Genomic DNA, 17,912 nt, shown 5'->3' on the forward strand with positions numbered 1-17,912 from the left:
TTCACAATTAACTAACAGGCTACATTTTCCATGATCTACACTGAATTGAATCGACTAACCTTATTTAGGAGGATGAGAAACATGGGTGTAAAAAATGAAATGAAAACTGAAGTAAAACCTACAGAATCCACAACTACACAAGCGTATATTGAGCAACTTATGGACAAAGCAAAGAAAGCAACCGAGAAATTTCTAGGCATGAATCAAGAGCAGATTGATGACATCGTGCAGGCTATGGCACTTGCGGGACTCGATCAACACATGCACTTAGCTAAGATGGCTGTGGAGGAAACGGGGCGCGGTGTCTACGAAGATAAAATTATAAAGAATATGTTCGCAACCGAATATATTTATCACAATATCAAGACAAACAAGACGGTTGGCGTTATCGAAGATAATCCCTTTGAGCACTATCAGAAAATTGCTGAACCTGTAGGAGTCATCATGGGGATTACCCCAGTGACGAATCCAACATCAACTACAATTTTTAAGGCACTGATTGCCATCAAGACACGTAATCCTATCATCTTTGGCTTCCATCCATCAGCGCAACAATGCAGCCAAGAAGCAGCCAACATTCTTTTACAAGCTGCGGTGAAGCATGGTGCTCCAGCCGATTGTATTCAGTGGATTGAACAGCCTTCCATGGAGAAGACTCAAGTGTTAATGAATCATCCTGATATCGCCTTAATATTGGCAACAGGAGGATCGGCCATGGTTAGGGCTGCGTATAGCTGTGGCAAACCTGCACTGGGCGTAGGTCCAGGGAATGTTCCTTGTTTCATTGAGAAGAGTGCAGATTTAGATCAAGCAGTGAACGATTTGATATTATCAAAAACCTTCGATAATGGAATGATCTGCGCATCAGAACAAGCTGTGATTATTGATGAACCTATCTATGAAGTAGTGAAGAAAAAATTGATTGCTAATGGATGCTATTTTGTAACGAAAGAGGAGGCAGTCAAGCTAACTGCAGGGGCGATGGTTGCAGATAAATGTGCGGTTAATCCATCCATTGTAGGTCAATCAGCTATGAAGGTGGCTGAAATGTGCGGTATCCAAGTTCCTGAAGGAACAAAAATTCTGATTGCCGAACTCGAAGGTGTAGGAACAAAATATCCACTATCTGCTGAGAAGTTAAGCCCTGTGCTTGCTTGTTACATGGTGAATGGAGGTCAACAAGGGATTGATCGCGCTGCAGAAATCGTTGAATTTGGTGGGATGGGTCACTCTTCGGTCATCCATTCCAATGATGATGAGATGATTCAGAAATTCTCGGACCGCATGCCAACGTGCCGCATATTAGTCAATCAACCTTCTTCGCAAGGTGGAATCGGTGATATCTATAATACTAATCTCCCATCGCTTACTTTGGGATGTGGATCGTATGGACGTAACTCGACTTCTTCGAACGTAAGTGCTGTGAACTTGATCAATGTGAAAAGGGTGAATCATCGGACCGTGAATATGCAGTGGTTCAAATTGCCGAATAGAATCTATTTCGAAAAAGGTTCAACGCAGTATCTTGCCAAAATGCCAGATATTACTCGGGTACTCATCGTAACTGACCCGATGATGGTGAAACTTGGATATGTAGAACGCGTAGAACACTATCTCCGTCAAAGGGAGACGCCTGTGGCCATCGAAATTTTCTCAGATGTAGAACCCGATCCATCCACTGCCACGGTTGCGCGTGGGACAGAACTTATGGCTCAATTCCAACCCGACTGCATAATTGCTTTGGGCGGGGGTTCACCGATGGACGCAGCCAAAGGGATGTGGTTGTTCTATGAATATCCAGGTACCGATTTCAATAACCTAAAGCAAAAATTCATGGATATTCGCAAACGAATCTATAAATATCCACGATTGGGTCAGAAAGCGCAGTTTGTAGCCATTCCTACAACCTCAGGTACAGGATCGGAAGTCACTTCTTTTGCAGTCATCACGGATAAGGTAAATGGGAATACCAAATATCCTCTGGCTGATTATGAATTGACTCCAGACGTAGCGATTATTGATCCGGAATTTGTCTATACTTTGCCTAAAGTAGCCGTAGCTGACACAGGCATGGATGTATTAACTCATGCGATAGAAGCTTATGTATCGGTCATGGCAAGTGATTTTACAGATGGACTGGCAATCAAGGCTATTCAACTCGTATTCGAATGGTTGGAAAAATCGGCGCTAACTGCTGATCCATTGGCTCGCGAGAAAATGCATAATGCTTCGACACTTGCCGGTATGGCGTTTGCCAATGCGTTCCTTGGAGTGAATCACAGCCTTGCCCACAAGTGGGGAGGCCAATATCATACCGCTCATGGACGAACTAATGCGATCCTCATGCCTCACGTGATTCGATATAATGCTAAGAAACCTACGAAATTCGCAGCATTCCCTAAATATACGCACTTTGTAGCAGATGTAAGATATGCAGAGATTGCAAGAATCCTAGGTCTGCCAGCACGTACAACAGAAGAAGGGGTGAAGAGCCTGATCCTTGCTGTGCGGGATCTAAATCGCAAACTAGGTATTCCAGAGACCTTCGAAGAACTTGGGTTTGATCCTAAAGATTTCGAGGCTCGCGTGGACTATTTGGCGGATCGGGCTTTTGAAGACCAATGTACAACGGCTAATCCTAAACTTCCCTTGGTCAAAGAGCTAGCTGAAGTATATAGAGATGCTTTCTACGGTAGATTTGAAGAATAGCGAACTATTCTAAATCGCAAAGTGAGTGACAAATATCATAACAACTGTGATATTTGTCACATCATTTTCAAGGTGAATTCACGATAATAGAACTATGATTAGATAGAATGTCATCAATTGATAATGAAAAAATGATTGGTTCCAGATTAGAAAGTGAAAATAATCACAGTTCGAATGGATCAGATCTTAAAATTTGATACACAAAAAGTGAGGGATGACACATGACAACTTTAGTAAAGGAAATATCACACTGGAGAGGTTTTCGTACAGGTAAGTGGGAAAAAGAGGTCAACGTTCGAGATTTTATTGAACACAATGTAAATCCGTACACAGGAGACGATCATTTTTTGACCGGAGCTACGGATAATACAAAAGCGCTCTGGGACATCATTACCGACCTGACTAGACAGGAACGTGAACGCGGCGGAGTGTTGGATGTAGATGTGAACACTCCTTCAACCATCGTTTCTCATCAACCGGGTTATTTGGATAAAGATAAAGAACAAATTGTTGGTGTTCAGACCGATGCTCCATTCAAACGTTCCATTCAGCCATTCGGTGGAATCCGCATGATGATTGATGCTTGTGAAGCTTACGGTTTTAAGATGCCTGAAGAAGTTATTCAAATTTTTAATGGAATCCGCAAAACACATAATCAGGGGGTGTTCGATGCCTATACCTCTGATATGCGCGCAGCACGTAAAGCAGGAATTATTACAGGGTTACCTGATGCATATGGACGTGGAAGAATTATTGGGGACTACCGGCGGGTTGCTCTTTACGGAGTGGATGCACTCATCGCTCAGAAAAAACAAGAACTGAACTCCCTAGAGCTTGATGTCATTGATGAAGACGTAATTCGACTTCGTGAGGAAATCTCAGAGCAAATTCGCGCGTTAGGCGAACTCAAAGTATTGGCCAATATGCATGGCTTTGATATTGCACCTGCTGCAAGCACAGCAAAGGAAGCTTTTCAGTGGGTATACTTCGGCTATCTAGCGGCAATCAAAGAGCAGAATGGAGCCGCAATGTCTCTGGGGCGTGTATCTTCCTTCTTGGATGTATATGTAGAACGCGACCTATCAGAGGGAACACTAACTGAAGAACAAGCACAGGAACTAGTGGACCATTTTGTAATGAAGCTGAGAATCGTCAAGTTTTTACGGACGCCGGACTACAATGACCTCTTTAGCGGCGATCCAACATGGGTAACGGAATCCATCGGCGGCATGTCCATGAACGGACAGACGAGAGTGACAAAAAATAGTTTCCGCTTCCTGCACACCTTATACAACTTGGGGCCTGCACCCGAGCCTAATCTTACTGTATTGTGGTCCGATCAGCTTCCTGAAGGATTCAAGAAATATTGTTCCAAAGTGTCTATCGAGACAAGTTCCATTCAGTATGAAAATGATGACCTGATGCGCCCGATCTATGGCGATGACTATGGTATTGCTTGCTGTGTATCCGCTATGAAGATCGGCAAACAAATGCAATTCTTCGGTGCTCGTGCGAATCTAGCTAAAGCTATGCTCTATGCGATTAATGGTGGGGTCGATGAGAAATCTTTTGAGCAAGTAGGCCCTGAACTTCCTGCGATTACAGCTGACGTTCTAAGTTACGAGGAAGTAATGAAACGATTTATCCCTATGATGGAATGGCTTGCCAAATTGTATATGAATACACTGAATGTAATTCACTACATGCATGATAAGTATTCTTATGAACGGATAGAAATGGCACTTCATGATCGCGATATTCTCCGTACGATGGCTTGCGGAATAGCGGGGTTGTCCGTTGCTGCGGATTCGCTAAGTGCAATTAAGTACGCCACCGTTAGACCCATTCGGAATGAGCAGGGGATTGCCGTAGATTTTGAAATTGAAGGAGACTTCCCTTGCTACGGAAATAACGATGATCGGGTTGATCAGATTGCGGTTGAACTTGTTGAACTCTTTATGAGCATGATTCGCAAACACAAAACTTATCGCGGTGCTACGCCAACGCAATCTGTTCTAACCATTACTTCAAATGTGGTGTATGGGAAGAAGACAGGAACTACACCTGACGGTCGCAAAGCTGGTGAACCTTTTGCACCAGGAGCTAACCCTATGCACGGCCGGGATAAAAAAGGAGCCTTGGCTTCCTTAAGTTCCGTTGCAAAGCTTCCTTATGAGCACAGCTTAGATGGAATTTCGAATACTTTTTCAATTGTTCCTAAAGCTCTAGGCAAAGAAGAAGAGACACGATCTTCAAACCTAGTAGCCATGTTAGATGGTTACTTTGGAAGTAACGCTCACCATCTAAATGTAAATGTATTTGCTAGAGAACAATTAATCGATGCGATGGAACATCCAGAGCAGTATCCACAGTTGACCATTCGTGTATCTGGATATGCCGTGAACTTTGTGAAACTAACACGTGAGCAGCAGCTAGATGTAATTAATCGCACATTCCATGGCTCCATGTAATTACCTAATACAATGCATAAGCAGCTTTTTGCAGAAGGAGGGAGAATTATGCTTACAGGTCATATTCATTCCGTGGAGACGTTTGGCACCGTAGATGGCCCGGGGATACGCTTCGTCCTTTTCATGCAGGGCTGCTTACTCCAGTGCAAGTACTGCCATAATCCAGATACTTGGAGTCTAACAGGTGGACGTGACGTTACGGTGGAGGAGATCCTTCAGGAGATCGAACCTTATCTTTCCTACTATCGTTCATCTGGAGGAGGACTAACGGTATCTGGCGGGGAAGCTACGCTTCAAGCAGCTTTTGTTACTGAACTTTTTAGGCAAGTTAAACAGCGCTGGGGACTTCATACAACCCTCGATACGAACGGCTATAATGAAGGGGACCATATTAAGGATCTTCTTGAGGTCACGGATTTGGTACTGTTAGATCTCAAACATATAGACAATGAAAAGCACATGGAATTAACAGGAAAACCTAATGAGAAAATGATTCAAATGGCTGGCTGGCTCTCTCAACATCACAAACCGATGTGGATTCGGCATGTCCTTGTTCCTAGTATTAACGATGAAGAACAAGACTTATATGACTTAGGTAGATTCATAGGTGGCTTACAGACGGTAGAAAAGTTTGAGATTTTACCCTATCATCAGATGGGTATCTACAAATGGGAGGCGTTGAAGTGGCAATATCCTCTACACAATATTCCGTCACCAACCGACGGTGAAGTGCGAAAAGCCTATGAAATTGTAGAAAAAGGTCGCTTGAATACAATTAAATGTTAGGTATAATAACATAATTTTAATAAAAATCATTCATAAGACGTGATACTCAACCTATGTGTAAGGTTATATCACGTCTTGTGTTATTTGAAAACGAAAACATGAATATCTTTAGAGGATATTATCCCTCTTTAGAAATATGTCCTCCTTACCAAAATTGAAAGCGGTTCCTATAATGAAAGTGTAAGACAAACCAATCCTTTAGGAGGGTCATAAAAAAATGAAAAAGAGCTTGGTATTGTTACTATCCCTAATGATGGTGTCCACTACACTGCTTACAGCATGCGGTGGGAAAGATGAATCAGAAAAGGCGCCAACAACTCCGTCTACAGAGACACCTACAAAAGTTGATGACTCACCATTCGAGTTGACACTGCGTCATACTCAAGTAGGTGCAGACAAAGCTAAACGTCTTGCAATCCTTCAAGATGTTGTAAAAGCAACACAAGAAGAGAACAAAGGTCTTACGATCAAGCTTGATGGCGTTGAATCCGACGTGAACCGTAAAGAAAAACTTCGCGGTGAGATGGCTGCAGGTAACCCACCAGATATTTTTGATCTATTTGGTAGCCCTGATTCCAAAGTATACGCTAAAGAAGGTAAATTGCTTGATCTGACTCCAATCTTAAGTGAACTTGGATTAAGTGATAAATTCTCTTCCCTTGCACCATTTACGTATGAAGGTAAAATTTACGGATTGCCAGTTGGTGGATCTGCTGAAGGTATCTTCTATAACAAAGAATACTTCACACAAAAAGGCCTTAAAGTTCCTACAAATTGGGCTGAATTCGAAGACCTGTTGGCTAAGATCAAAGCGGACGGAAAAACTCCTTTTGCAGCAGCTTCCAAAGCGGGCTGGGTTCCTTTGATGTTAGCTAACCATTTGTGGTCCCGTTATGCTGGATCAGATGTAACAGAGAAATTTGCTACAGGTAAGGCGAAATGGTCAGATCCTAACGTAGTAAAAGGCTTTGCTAAGTATGCAGAATGGGAGAAAAAAGGTTACTTCAAAAAAGGTGAACTTGGATTTGAGTACGCTGAGTACACAACGCAATTCACTAGTGGCGAAGTACCACTTCTCTATGATGGAACTTGGAAATCTTCAGTATTCAAAAAAGGCCAATCTGGTGAAAAATTGATTGGTAAAGTTGGATTCTTTAACCTTCCAGCAGTAGATGGTGGCGAAGGCGACCAAACAGCTCTTATGCGTGATGTGAACAATGGTTACGGTTTCTCCGCATCTGTTGCTAGCGATCCTAAGAAACTAGCTGCTGTTAAATCCTTCATCAAACATTATTTCAGTGAAGATATGGTTCTTCGCGGTTTGACTGAAGATGGCGTGCTTCCTGCTATGAAGATCGATGATGCAAAATTGACTGAAGCTACTAAATCAGACGCATTGTTGCAAGATATTGTATCTGTATTGAATTCTTCTAAATCTTCATTCCCAGCATTTGACTCCTTGGTACAAGGGCCTGTAACAACTGAAATCTCTAACATCCAAATTCAGAAGTTGATTGGTGGCCAAACCACTCCTGAGAAGATGGGTGAAGAGCTTCAAAAAGTTCAAGAAGAAGCTAACGCTGACAACGAATAATTGTTTAATATGGAATGTATCCTTACTTCGGTGAGGATGCATTCCTTTTCCCAAAAGTTATCATTCATCCCTGAGACATTAGAAAGAGAGCAAGGCCAATGTCCCAAGAACCGGAGGTAGTCATGAATAAAGCGTTGAAGAATCCTACTGTATTCATCTTGTTTCTATTACCAGGCTTAATCTTATTCTTTATGTTCTTTATTTATCCGATTTTTTCTTCGATCTATTATAGCTTTACCAGTTGGAATGGTGTTTCTAGTACTGTGAAATATGTTGGTTTTAATAACTATGAAAAGGCTCTGGGGCAAGAACGTTTCTGGATTTCCGTTAGGAATAACGGATTTTTTATCTTGTTTTCTTGCTTTATCCAAGTACCATTAATTGTATTTTTCTCCCTTTTGATAGCTAACGTGAAGAGACTAAAAGGTCTGTACAAGACTACAGTATTTCTTCCTTCCATTATGTCTACAGCAGTTATTGGGATTCTATGGGGATTTATCTATGAACCGGATATCGGTCTCTTGAACAAAATCTTTGGAATCTTTGGAATTGATAAGATATATTGGCTTTCCGATGAAAAATTCGCAATGTTGTCCATTTTAGTTACGAATGCGTGGCAGTGGACCGGTTTCTATATTGTAATGGTACTAGCAGCAATTCTCTCCATTCCCAAAGAATTGGATGAGGCAGCGGCGATTGATGGTGCAACTGGTTTCCAACGTGCAACCAAGATTACACTACCATTAATTACTCCAATCATTTCAGTTGTCATTATGCTTTCTATAGCGGGTGCCATGAAGGCAGCGGATATTATCCTTGTTATGACTAAAGGTGGACCAGCTGGTTCAACGGAAGTTATGGCTACCTATATGATTAAGTATGCGATTACTAACTTTAAGTACGGGTTCGGTAATACGATTGCAGTGTTGATCTTTATTTTCACGCTCATCATTACCGTTGTATATCAATTGTTGATTGCCCGTCGTAATGAAAGGATTGAGTATTAATGGCTCGTCTTAGAAAAGGTTTTCCACACATTTTTTTGATGGGCTACCTGTTGGTAATATTGTTTCCCTTCTTGTTTGTAGTCTTTTCGTCTCTGAAGAAAGACAACAATGAGATTGCACTTCATCCGTTTGGTTTGCCTAAGGAATTTGCTTTCAATAACTATGTTGAAGCATGGGTGAACGCTAAGATCAGCACATATTTTGTTAACAGTTTGTATATCTCTATATTGTCAGCGGTAGTATCCATTTTGATTGGGGCAATGTTTGCCTTCGCAGTTACACGTATGCGTCATGGTAAATGGAATACGATTTTCTTCTCACTTATTCTGGTGGGAATGTTGATTCCTAACAACGCATTAATGCTTCCGATCTACACATTGGTACGTAAAATGCATATCTTAAACACCCATCTGGCGCTAATTATTCCGTATATTGCGAATGCTATTCCTTTCACTATCATAATTCTAGCAGCCTTTATGAGGTCACTGCCTGTTGAGATTGAAGAAGCTGCAGTTATTGATGGATTGAGGTCCCCAGGTATCTTTGCTAGAATAGTAGTACCTTTAACGGTTCCAGCTATGGTAACAGTATTTATTATCAACTTCTTGGGGAACTGGAACGAATTCTTGCTAGCTAACTACTTCCTTTCTGATGATAACTTGCGTACACTTCCTGTAGGTATGGTTCAATTCCGTGACCAATACCAGATCAACTATGCACAGATGTCAGCGGGCATAGTATACAGTGTACTTCCTGTCTTAATTATGTATGCGATTCTTCAAGAGAAGATTATTGAAGGGGTTACAGCGGGCGGCGTTAAGGGATAATCGCTTGATTGGGAGAGCAATTCTATGAATTTGCGCATCAAACTGCTTACCGCTTTTATCCTATTAATTATCATTCCTATTTTTATACTGGGTATCATAACTTTCTTTATCACATTCAAATCCATAGAGACAAAATACAGTGAACAGGCTGAGTATGGCCTTACTGCTATTAGTTACAGTATCTCTAGCTTGTTTGGAGAAATGGATCGGGTGACTAATAATGGCATTGAGAAAGATGTCTATAAGGCAGCCTTGTTATCGGATAATCCGAACAAACAAGATCTCACTACTGCCAATCAAATTCAACTAAACGATGCTCAGCGGAATTTTCGTACAATCTTGTTTAGTCACCCCTCTATAGATTTTGCCTTTTTATATAATATTAAGGGAACTCAAGTGATATCCATATTTAATAAGGAAAGTTTCAAACCGCTGCAATTCTCTAAATTTAAACAAACACAGATTTTTAACGAGATGTGGAAACGAAATGGAGCCCCAGTATGGGTAGCTCCTCATGAGTATCCAGAACTTACGGGCTCAGATTCGGTATTTACACAAATTCGTCTCATTAAAGACACTGTTAACCTTAAGAATCTCGGGATTCTCATTGTACAGATCAAGAACGAAGGCTTTGAAGATGTTTTCAAAAACCTGAAACTTGGGAAAGACATGCAGGATACCCGATTTCTTCTTATTAACAACAGTAAAGGTCAGATTCTATATGACAATGCTGCAAAACTTGATGGAACTACTTTAGAGACATATTTGAGTAAATCCGTAGTACTTGGAACACAGCAGTACCAAAGCTTTAAAGGGAAATTTAACGGAAATGAAAGTGTCATTTCGGTCTATAAGCTTAAGGATCATCCTTGGAGCATCGTATCGGTCACATCATGGAGTTATTTATCTAGTGAGATTATGGTATTTGCTAAATGGTTCGTAGGGATTATCGTCATTTGTGTATTTGCAGCTGTATTATTTAATGTATTTTTCATGAATCGAATCACGGGTACTATTGGGGTTATCGTGAGGTTCATGCGTAAAGTGGAGGATGGAGATTTTAGTGCCAGAGTAGATGAAAAGGGCGATGATGAACTGCTTCTTCTACAAAAAGGATTCAACAACCAAATGGACAAAATCTCTGAATTATTTGAAGAAGTGAAGTTGGAGCAAGAAAAGAAAACCAATGCAGAACTTAGAGTATTACAGGCTCAGATTAAGCCGCATTTTCTTTTTAACACATTAGAGTCTATTAACATTCTTGCCGCTCAGAATGAGGGTCGTAAAGTGAATGAAATGGTGCTTAGGCTTGCCAGTATTCTTCGAATTAGTTTTCAGGGAACGGAAGAAATTTCACTGCAGCTTGAAGTTGAGCATCTGATTAATTACTTGGAAATTCAGAAATTCAGATTTGAGGATTTGTTCGATTATCAGATCGATATTCCTAATGAGATGATGAACTGTATGCTGTTAAAACTTACCCTGCAACCTCTGGTAGAGAATACGATTCAACATGGATTTGAAGGTATTGAATATACAGGAAAAATTAAGATTACAGGTGAAATGAAAGAGGATCATATTCTTCTAATCGTTGAAGACAATGGCATCGGAATCTCGTCAGAACGCTTGATGCAGCTGCAATATTCAGACCTTAACCACACACAAACACCTGTTTCTTTAGCTAAAAATCAAGAACGGAGAGGTCTCGGACTAAGAAGTGTTTTTGATCGACTCCGATATCAGTACGGTCCCAAATATGGCTTGTTTATCTGCTCCGCTCCGGGGCACGGCACTGTGATCCAGTGTGTCATTCCTAAATATGAATTGGGTGATAAATTTGAAGCTGAAAGCCTTACTGGTAGATGATGAAGTTCCAATTATGAGAAACCTAACAAAGGTGCTCCCTTGGGAAGATATGGACTTTGAGATCGTCGGATTAGCTAAAAATGGTATAGAAGCCCTTAAGATGGTCAATGAACATCAGCCTGATTTGATACTAAGTGATATCCGTATGCCAGTTATGGATGGAATTACATTCATAAAGGAATTACGCAGTCAAAACAACCATTGTGAAGTACTCCTACTCACGGGTTATCAGGAATTTGAATATGCCCGAGCGGCTATTCAATATGGTGTAAAAGATTATATTTGTAAGCCCATTGATTATGTGGAATTGGAAAATACGGTTCGTACGCTTAGCCTAGAAATAAAAGAAAAACGTAAAAAGCTTTATAAAGAGCAACAACTTACTCAAGTCGTTCATTGGGCCAATGAAAATTTTCTATTACACACGCTCCTAGGGCAAGAGACTGATAAAGGTGATATTCATTTGGGGGAGGATGAGGATGTTCTCGATCGCAAAGAGTACGCAATTTTACTCGTTGATTTAGAAGGATATGCTCACCAGTCGATTACCTGGTCTGTTCATGAGCGCAAAGCCTGGAATCTTCATATGAAAGAAATGATTCGGGAGACATTCCAGCCGCTAATGAAAGAGCAGACCGTCTTGCAAATTCGTGAAGGTGAATGGTGTGTAGTCTGCTCCTCACCAGGTATTGGTCATCGACTGTCCAAGGAATTGCTGCATCCGGGATTTTTAAAATTACAGGCCCTCATCGATCAAAAAGATAACATGCTCTTAAGAATGTGCTTGGAACAAGGTCCTATTGCTCTTAGCCAGATGGCTAGTGTATATAAGAGAATGCAGCAAGCGCTTATTGTGAACCCTGCCAATGAGTGGTTTGTTAATTCGGATAAAGTGGTGTCTAAGGATGCTATTCCTGTACAAGATTACAATGCTACGCAGTGGAAGTGGATTGAGCAAATCGGGACTGGACTAAGAAATGGTGATAGTCAAGCTCTTCAACAAATGATTTCAGAACTGAAGCATTATGTAGGACACCTGAATGAAAATTCGGTGGGTCGTGCCGAAAAGCTTCTCCACTATCTGCTGATTCATTTGATCCGAGAAATGCGCGAGCTTCACATGTTACCTGTAGATCAAGAAGAATCAGTGTGGCAACAGCTACAAAATTCGTTAAACCTTAAAGATCTGCTCTCCCTGCTTGTGACTTTGATTGAGCGTTCGAGAGAGTCCGTATCCTCGAAGAAGACTTCTGAACAGTTAATGTTGTCTGCTCAAGATTATATTCAACATAAGCTGGGCAAGGACTTCGGAATTGAAGATATTGCTGAATATTTGGGTATTAGTTGCAGCTATTTCTGCCTTCTATTCAAAAATCACTTTGGAGAAACATTCGTTGAGTATCTTACCAAGCAAAGAATGGAAATGGCCAAATGCCTGCTCCGGAGTAGTGATAAAAGTATTGCTCAAATCGGCGTAGGTGTAGGATATCAAGAACGGCGTTATTTTACTAAGGTATTTCAAAAGTATATCGGGATGACTCCTTCAGAGTACCGATTAAAGGAATCTCCCGCATCCTAATAGAAGAAGGTGCTTTCTGTTGTCTTTGAATGAGTTAACTCTTCCAGAAAAAATAGGTCAGTTATTTATTTGTGGCTTCCATACTTTGGTGCCGGACGAACAAATTAAGACGCTGATTGAACAATATCATATAGGTGGTGTAGTATATTTCCGCCGCAATATTGCTACAGCTCAGCAATTAGCTGATCTTTCTTATCATTTGCAAGAGATTTCCAAGCCTCAAACCGATATTCCCTTATTTGTATCCATCGATCAAGAAGGGGGAATGGTTTCGAGAATTGACCACGAGGGATTCACTCGTTTTCCAGGAAGCATGTCTTTGGGGGCAGCGAACCAATTAGAACTTACAGAAAAGATCGCATCCATGGCAGCGGATGAATTAATACAACTGGGTATTAACCTGAACTTCGCTCCTGTTGTAGATGTGAATAATAATGCGGCAAATCCAGTTATCGGTGTTCGTTCTTTTGGTGAAGATCCACATCTTGTTGCAGAGCACGGAGCAGCAGCTATTAAGGGATTCCAAGATAAAGGCGTTAGTGCTACAGCTAAACATTTCCCGGGACATGGTGATACGGCTGTGGATTCACACCTTGGATTAGCAGTGGTTCCACACTCCAAAGAGCGTATGTATGCAATTGAATTGCCTCCTTTCCAGAAGGCGATTCAAGAAGGTGTCGATATGATTATGACTGCGCATGTCATTTTCCCGGCTTTCGAGTCTGAGGAAATTCCAGCTACGTTGTCCTATGATGTATTAACAACACTTCTCCGCAAAGAGTTGAACTTCGAGGGACTTATTGTTACGGATTGTCTTGAGATGCATGCGATATCCAAATCCATTGGCGTTGCTGAAGGGGCTGTGAAATCCCTTCAAGCGGGAGCGGATCTTGTTCTAGTTAGTCATACCCTTGAAGATCAAGTTGCAGCCATTCAAGCTGTTCTAGATGCAGTGCAATCCGGTAGAATTACGGAAGAGAGAATTAATGAGTCTGTGTCACGAATTCTAGATTTGAAAAATAAACGCATTGGGTCTATCACTGATAAAGCCCCTGAGATTCCAGTACCTTTAACACCTGTGGATAAAGTTGAGCCTATGCTTCGTCAAGTTGCTGAACAAAGCATCACACTGGTTAATGATGAAGCTCGTAATCTTCCATTAAAAAAAGATGTTTCTACACTAACGGTATGGGCAGAAGTAAGACACTTTACCGAAGTGGATGAACCCGGTGTGTTCCGCTATACATTAGTAGAAGCTTTACAACCTTATTTAAAGGCAGAAGAGATTATTATTGGCTCTCATCCTACGGATGAAGAAATCGCTAGTGTACTTGAACGTAGTGTCAATTATGATCAAGTTGTAGTCGTAACTTATACTTCGGAAGGTTCATTACCTTCGGGTCAAAAGCTTCTGATAGATAAACTATATGAACTAACACAAGGCAAACTTATTGTAGTATCCACTCGTAATCCTTATGATATTAATGAGGTGCCGCAAGTTGGAACCTATCTTTGTGCCTATGAGAATCGCCCAGTTACAGTGGATGCGATTGCTAAAGTATTAGTAGGCGAAGTTATACCTGCCGGCAAGCTTCCTGTGAGTCTTGGAAGTAAATATCCTGCTGGAACGGGTGCAAGTATCTAACTACCTTGAACAGTTAATGTACTTGCCTTGGGTTACAGATTCACGAGATCTGTGCTCAAGGCTTTTTGCGCAATAATCTGATTCCTGTCTTCGTTACATAGGTTCGATCACATTGACTCTTCGTGTCTTTTACGGCATGATAAACGTAGACAGATTGTGTCAGGGCAGGAGGAAATATGATGCTGTCAACCGATGAAATTATTCAGACCATGTCGAGTCAAGGGCTTCGTATTACAGATCAACGTAAGACATTAGCTAAGCTGTTTGCAGAGACAGATGGTTATTTAACTCCTAAAGATGTATACGAATTTATGTGCAAAAAATATAGCGGACTTAGTTTTGATACGGTGTATCGTAATCTTCGGGTGATGGAAGAATTGGGCGTTATTGAGCAGATCGTATTTGAAGATGGATTGAAATTCCGGGGAAGCTGTAATCAAGATCATCATCACCATCATATGATTTGTTTGCAGTGTGAGAAGACGTATCCTATTCAGTTTTGCCCGATGACTTTTGCAGATGCCCCAGATCAATTCCAGATTGTAAAGCACAAATTCGAGGTATTCGGATACTGTAAGAATTGCCGAGAGGACCGGGCAGGCATGAACCTAACTCCAGCGACTGTGGAAGGGGAGAAGTAGAATGGCTGTCACGCGCAAAATAGTGCAGGGTCCTATTCGCTTCTATCGAAAATTTATTTCGCCGCTCACGCCTCCATCATGTCGATTTTATCCGACATGTTCGGCTTATGCTTTGGAAGCGGTTGAATTGCATGGGGCTGTCAAAGGCTCATGGCTTGCCGCGAAGCGGATAGGCAAATGTCATCCCTTTCATCCGGGCGGAGTGGATTTAGTTCCACCAGTTAAGGACAAGAACTCGAAATCTTCTACTCATCCTGGGACGTCATAGCTTGACATCTCTGATTACATTTCATATATTACAAATATAATGAATTCCGAAGAATGGATAAGTATAAAGTGTACCGCCAGTTACAGAGAGCCGGAGATAATGCTGCAAGCCGGTCTGGAGGCATTTTAGAATATGGTCCGGGAGGAACTTCTTTCGAGCAGATTGTGTCTAATGGATACAATCGGTAAGGCTGAAGCGCATATCCAGCGTTAAAGGGATGTCTAGTGATAGACAACAATGAGCCTGAGTGAAGTATAGTCAGGGAATTTGGGTGGTAACACGTGAGATCTCTCTCGTCCCATTATGGGCGGGAGTTTTTTGTTTTTTCAATTCATTTAGGAGGTACATATCATGCCAGAATCAAAAAAAACGTTTTATTTAACTACGCCGATTTACTATCCGAGTGATAAGCTCCACATTGGTCATGCCTACACAACGGTTGCAGGGGATGCTATGTCCCGGTACAAGCGACTTCGGGGATATGATGTTCGATTCCTTACGGGTACGGATGAGCACGGGCAAAAAATTGAGCGAAAAGCAGAAGAAAAAGGCAAGACACCACAGCAATTCGTAGACGAAATTGTAGTTGGCATTCAAGAATTATGGAAAAAACTCGACATTTCTAACGATGATTTCATTAGAACTACAGAGAAACGTCATAGCCAAGTAGTACAAGACATTTTTGACCGTCTTCTGAAGCAAGGGGATATTTACAAAGGGGAATATGAAGGTTGGTATAGTATTCCTGATGAGACATTTTATACAGAGCAGCAGCTTGTAGATATCGTTAAGGATGACAAAGGTGTGATTACGGGAGCGAAGAGCCCGGATAGTGGCCATCCTGTGGAACTAGTAAAAGAAGAATCGTATTTCTTCCGGATGAGTAAGTATGCGGATCGATTGTTAGCCTTGTACGAAGAAAATCCTGATTTCATTCAGCCACAGTCCCGTAAAAATGAAATGATCAACAACTTCATTAAGCCAGGGCTAGAAGATTTGGCTGTATCTCGGACTACCTTTAGTTGGGGCGTGCCTGTTAAAGGCGACCCTAAGCATGTCGTATATGTATGGATTGATGCTTTATCTAACTATATTACCGCGCTAGGCTATGGTAGCGAAGATACATCGCTGTATGACCGATTCTGGCCCGCTGATGTACATTTGGTGGGTAAAGAAATTGTACGGTTCCATACAATCTATTGGCCGATTATGTTGATGGCACTGGATTTACCTTTGCCGAAGAAGATTTTTGCCCATGGCTGGTTACTGATGAAGGATGGGAAGATGTCTAAGTCCAAAGGTAACGTTGTGGACCCTAATATGCTGATTGATCGCTACGGTTTGGATGCTACGCGGTATTATTTACTTCGTGAGGTGCCGTTTGGCTCGGACGGAACTTTCACACCAGAAAGCTTCGTAGAGCGGGTGAACTCCGATCTTGCGAACGATCTTGGCAATCTGCTGAATCGTACTGTAGCAATGGTCGATAAGTACTGTAATGGGGAAGTACCGGCTTATCAACCGAATGTTACAGCATTTGATCAGAGTCTGGTCGATATGGCCAATCAGACCGTGAGCAAAGTAGAGGAAGTCATGGAGAATCTAGAATTTTCTGTAGCGCTGACTTCAATTGGTGCATTTATAAGCCGTACGAACAAATATATCGATGAGACTGCACCTTGGGCGTTAGCCAAAGACGAAGCGAAAAAAGAAGAATTACAGTCCGTTATGGTTCACTTAGTGGAATCTCTTCGTTTTGCATCGATCATGCTTCAGCCGTTCTTAACTCAAGCACCTGCGAAAATATGGGAGCAATTGGGGCTTACATCTGGAGAATGGACGGCATGGGATAGTCTGAAGACATTTGGTTCAATTCCAGCAGGAACAAAACTATTCAAAGGGAATCCGATCTTCCCTCGTCTAGATGTGAAGGAAGAAGTAGCTTATATTGTCGAGGCTATGACTGGGGGCACAACATCAGCAGCAACGACAGCGGATCAGTCAACATCTAAAGTTGCATCTTCTACAGCAGAGGAACAGCCAGAAATGAAAGAAGAAATTGGAATTGAAGAGTTCGGAAAAGTAGAGCTGCGTGTGGGACAGATTCTTTCGGCTGAACCCGTAGCCAAAGCAGACAAATTACTCAAACTACAATTGGACCTCGGATTTGAGCAGCGCCAAGTGGTCTCAGGCATCGCCAAGTTCTATAAGCCGGAAGAGCTGACAGGAAGAAAGGTGCTAGTAGTGACCAATTTGAAACCTGTTAAACTTCGGGGTGAACTTTCCCAAGGGATGATTCTAGCCGCTTCCCAGGGAGATCAACTTACCCTAGCTACCGTTCCAGATCATATGCCAAATGGCTCGATAGTGAAATAACGATCTAAATTTAGAAAAGACCTTTTCCTTATCATAGGAAAGGGTCTTTTTTAATGGGGTGTGGGTAAACTGATGTTGAGTGTTGACAATTATTTTAACCTGATCTTATAATGTAATAGTAATAATTACGATTAATCAAAAAT

13 protein-coding genes are annotated in these 17,912 nt (G+C 41.6%); all 13 read left to right on the top strand.

From position 1 onward, the window contains the following. Positions 1 to 81: 81 nt before the first annotated feature. The 13 genes from adhE (at position 82) to metG (ending at position 17,769) form a co-directional block, all read left to right on the top strand. On the top strand, positions 82 to 2,709 hold the full coding sequence (gene adhE / locus J2Z69_RS02080; protein ID WP_209858709.1) for a bifunctional acetaldehyde-CoA/alcohol dehydrogenase: 2,628 nt from the start codon (positions 82 to 84) through the stop codon (positions 2,707 to 2,709). 221 nt (positions 2,710 to 2,930) lie between these two features. Beyond that, on the top strand, positions 2,931 to 5,180 hold the full coding sequence (pflB, locus tag J2Z69_RS02085; protein ID WP_209858710.1) for a formate C-acetyltransferase: 2,250 nt from the start codon (positions 2,931 to 2,933) through the stop codon (positions 5,178 to 5,180). 48 nt (positions 5,181 to 5,228) lie between these two features. After that, positions 5,229 to 5,966, top strand: coding sequence for a pyruvate formate-lyase-activating protein (pflA, locus tag J2Z69_RS02090; protein ID WP_209858711.1), 738 nt, complete (start codon positions 5,229 to 5,231; stop codon positions 5,964 to 5,966). Positions 5,967 to 6,183: 217 nt separating this feature from the next. Next, a complete protein-coding gene (locus J2Z69_RS02095; protein WP_209858712.1) occupies positions 6,184 to 7,560 on the top strand; it encodes an ABC transporter substrate-binding protein in 1,377 nt (458 codons plus the stop codon). Positions 7,561 to 7,682: 122 nt separating this feature from the next. Further along, on the top strand, positions 7,683 to 8,567 hold the full coding sequence (locus J2Z69_RS02100; RefSeq protein ID WP_209858713.1) for a carbohydrate ABC transporter permease: 885 nt from the start codon (positions 7,683 to 7,685) through the stop codon (positions 8,565 to 8,567). Then, a complete protein-coding gene (locus J2Z69_RS02105; RefSeq protein ID WP_209858715.1) occupies positions 8,567 to 9,394 on the top strand; it encodes a carbohydrate ABC transporter permease in 828 nt (275 codons plus the stop codon). The genes J2Z69_RS02100 and J2Z69_RS02105 overlap by 1 nt, the downstream gene beginning before the upstream one ends. A gap of 24 nt (positions 9,395 to 9,418) precedes the next feature. Then, positions 9,419 to 11,260, top strand: coding sequence for a cache domain-containing sensor histidine kinase (locus J2Z69_RS02110; RefSeq protein WP_209858717.1), 1,842 nt, complete (start codon positions 9,419 to 9,421; stop codon positions 11,258 to 11,260). After that, positions 11,214 to 12,839: a response regulator transcription factor gene (locus J2Z69_RS02115; protein ID WP_245338917.1), complete on the top strand. Its 1,626-nt coding sequence runs from the start codon at positions 11,214 to 11,216 to the stop codon at positions 12,837 to 12,839. Before J2Z69_RS02110 ends, J2Z69_RS02115 begins: the two co-directional genes overlap by 47 nt. 25 nt (positions 12,840 to 12,864) lie before the next feature. Further along, the gene (gene nagZ / locus J2Z69_RS02120) at positions 12,865 to 14,484 is read left to right on the top strand and encodes a beta-N-acetylhexosaminidase (protein ID WP_342591544.1); all 1,620 of its coding nucleotides are present in this window, start codon (positions 12,865 to 12,867) and stop codon (positions 14,482 to 14,484) included. Between the two features lie 179 nt (positions 14,485 to 14,663). After that, a complete protein-coding gene (locus J2Z69_RS02125; RefSeq protein WP_209858721.1) occupies positions 14,664 to 15,125 on the top strand; it encodes a Fur family transcriptional regulator in 462 nt (153 codons plus the stop codon). Position 15,126: 1 nt separating this feature from the next. Further along, complete coding sequence (gene yidD, locus J2Z69_RS02130; protein WP_209858723.1) at positions 15,127 to 15,393, top strand: membrane protein insertion efficiency factor YidD; 267 nt, start codon at positions 15,127 to 15,129, stop codon at positions 15,391 to 15,393. Positions 15,394 to 15,446: 53 nt separating this feature from the next. Beyond that, on the top strand, positions 15,447 to 15,581 hold the full coding sequence (locus J2Z69_RS19440) for a hypothetical protein (RefSeq protein ID WP_425354973.1): 135 nt from the start codon (positions 15,447 to 15,449) through the stop codon (positions 15,579 to 15,581). 163 nt (positions 15,582 to 15,744) lie between these two features. After that, on the top strand, positions 15,745 to 17,769 hold the full coding sequence (metG, locus tag J2Z69_RS02135; RefSeq protein WP_209858725.1) for a methionine--tRNA ligase: 2,025 nt from the start codon (positions 15,745 to 15,747) through the stop codon (positions 17,767 to 17,769). Positions 17,770 to 17,912 lie beyond the last annotated feature (143 nt).

This window comes from Paenibacillus shirakamiensis, assembly GCF_017874255.1.
In the GTDB taxonomy this organism is placed as follows: Bacteria; Bacillota; Bacilli; order Paenibacillales; family Paenibacillaceae; genus Fontibacillus; species Fontibacillus shirakamiensis.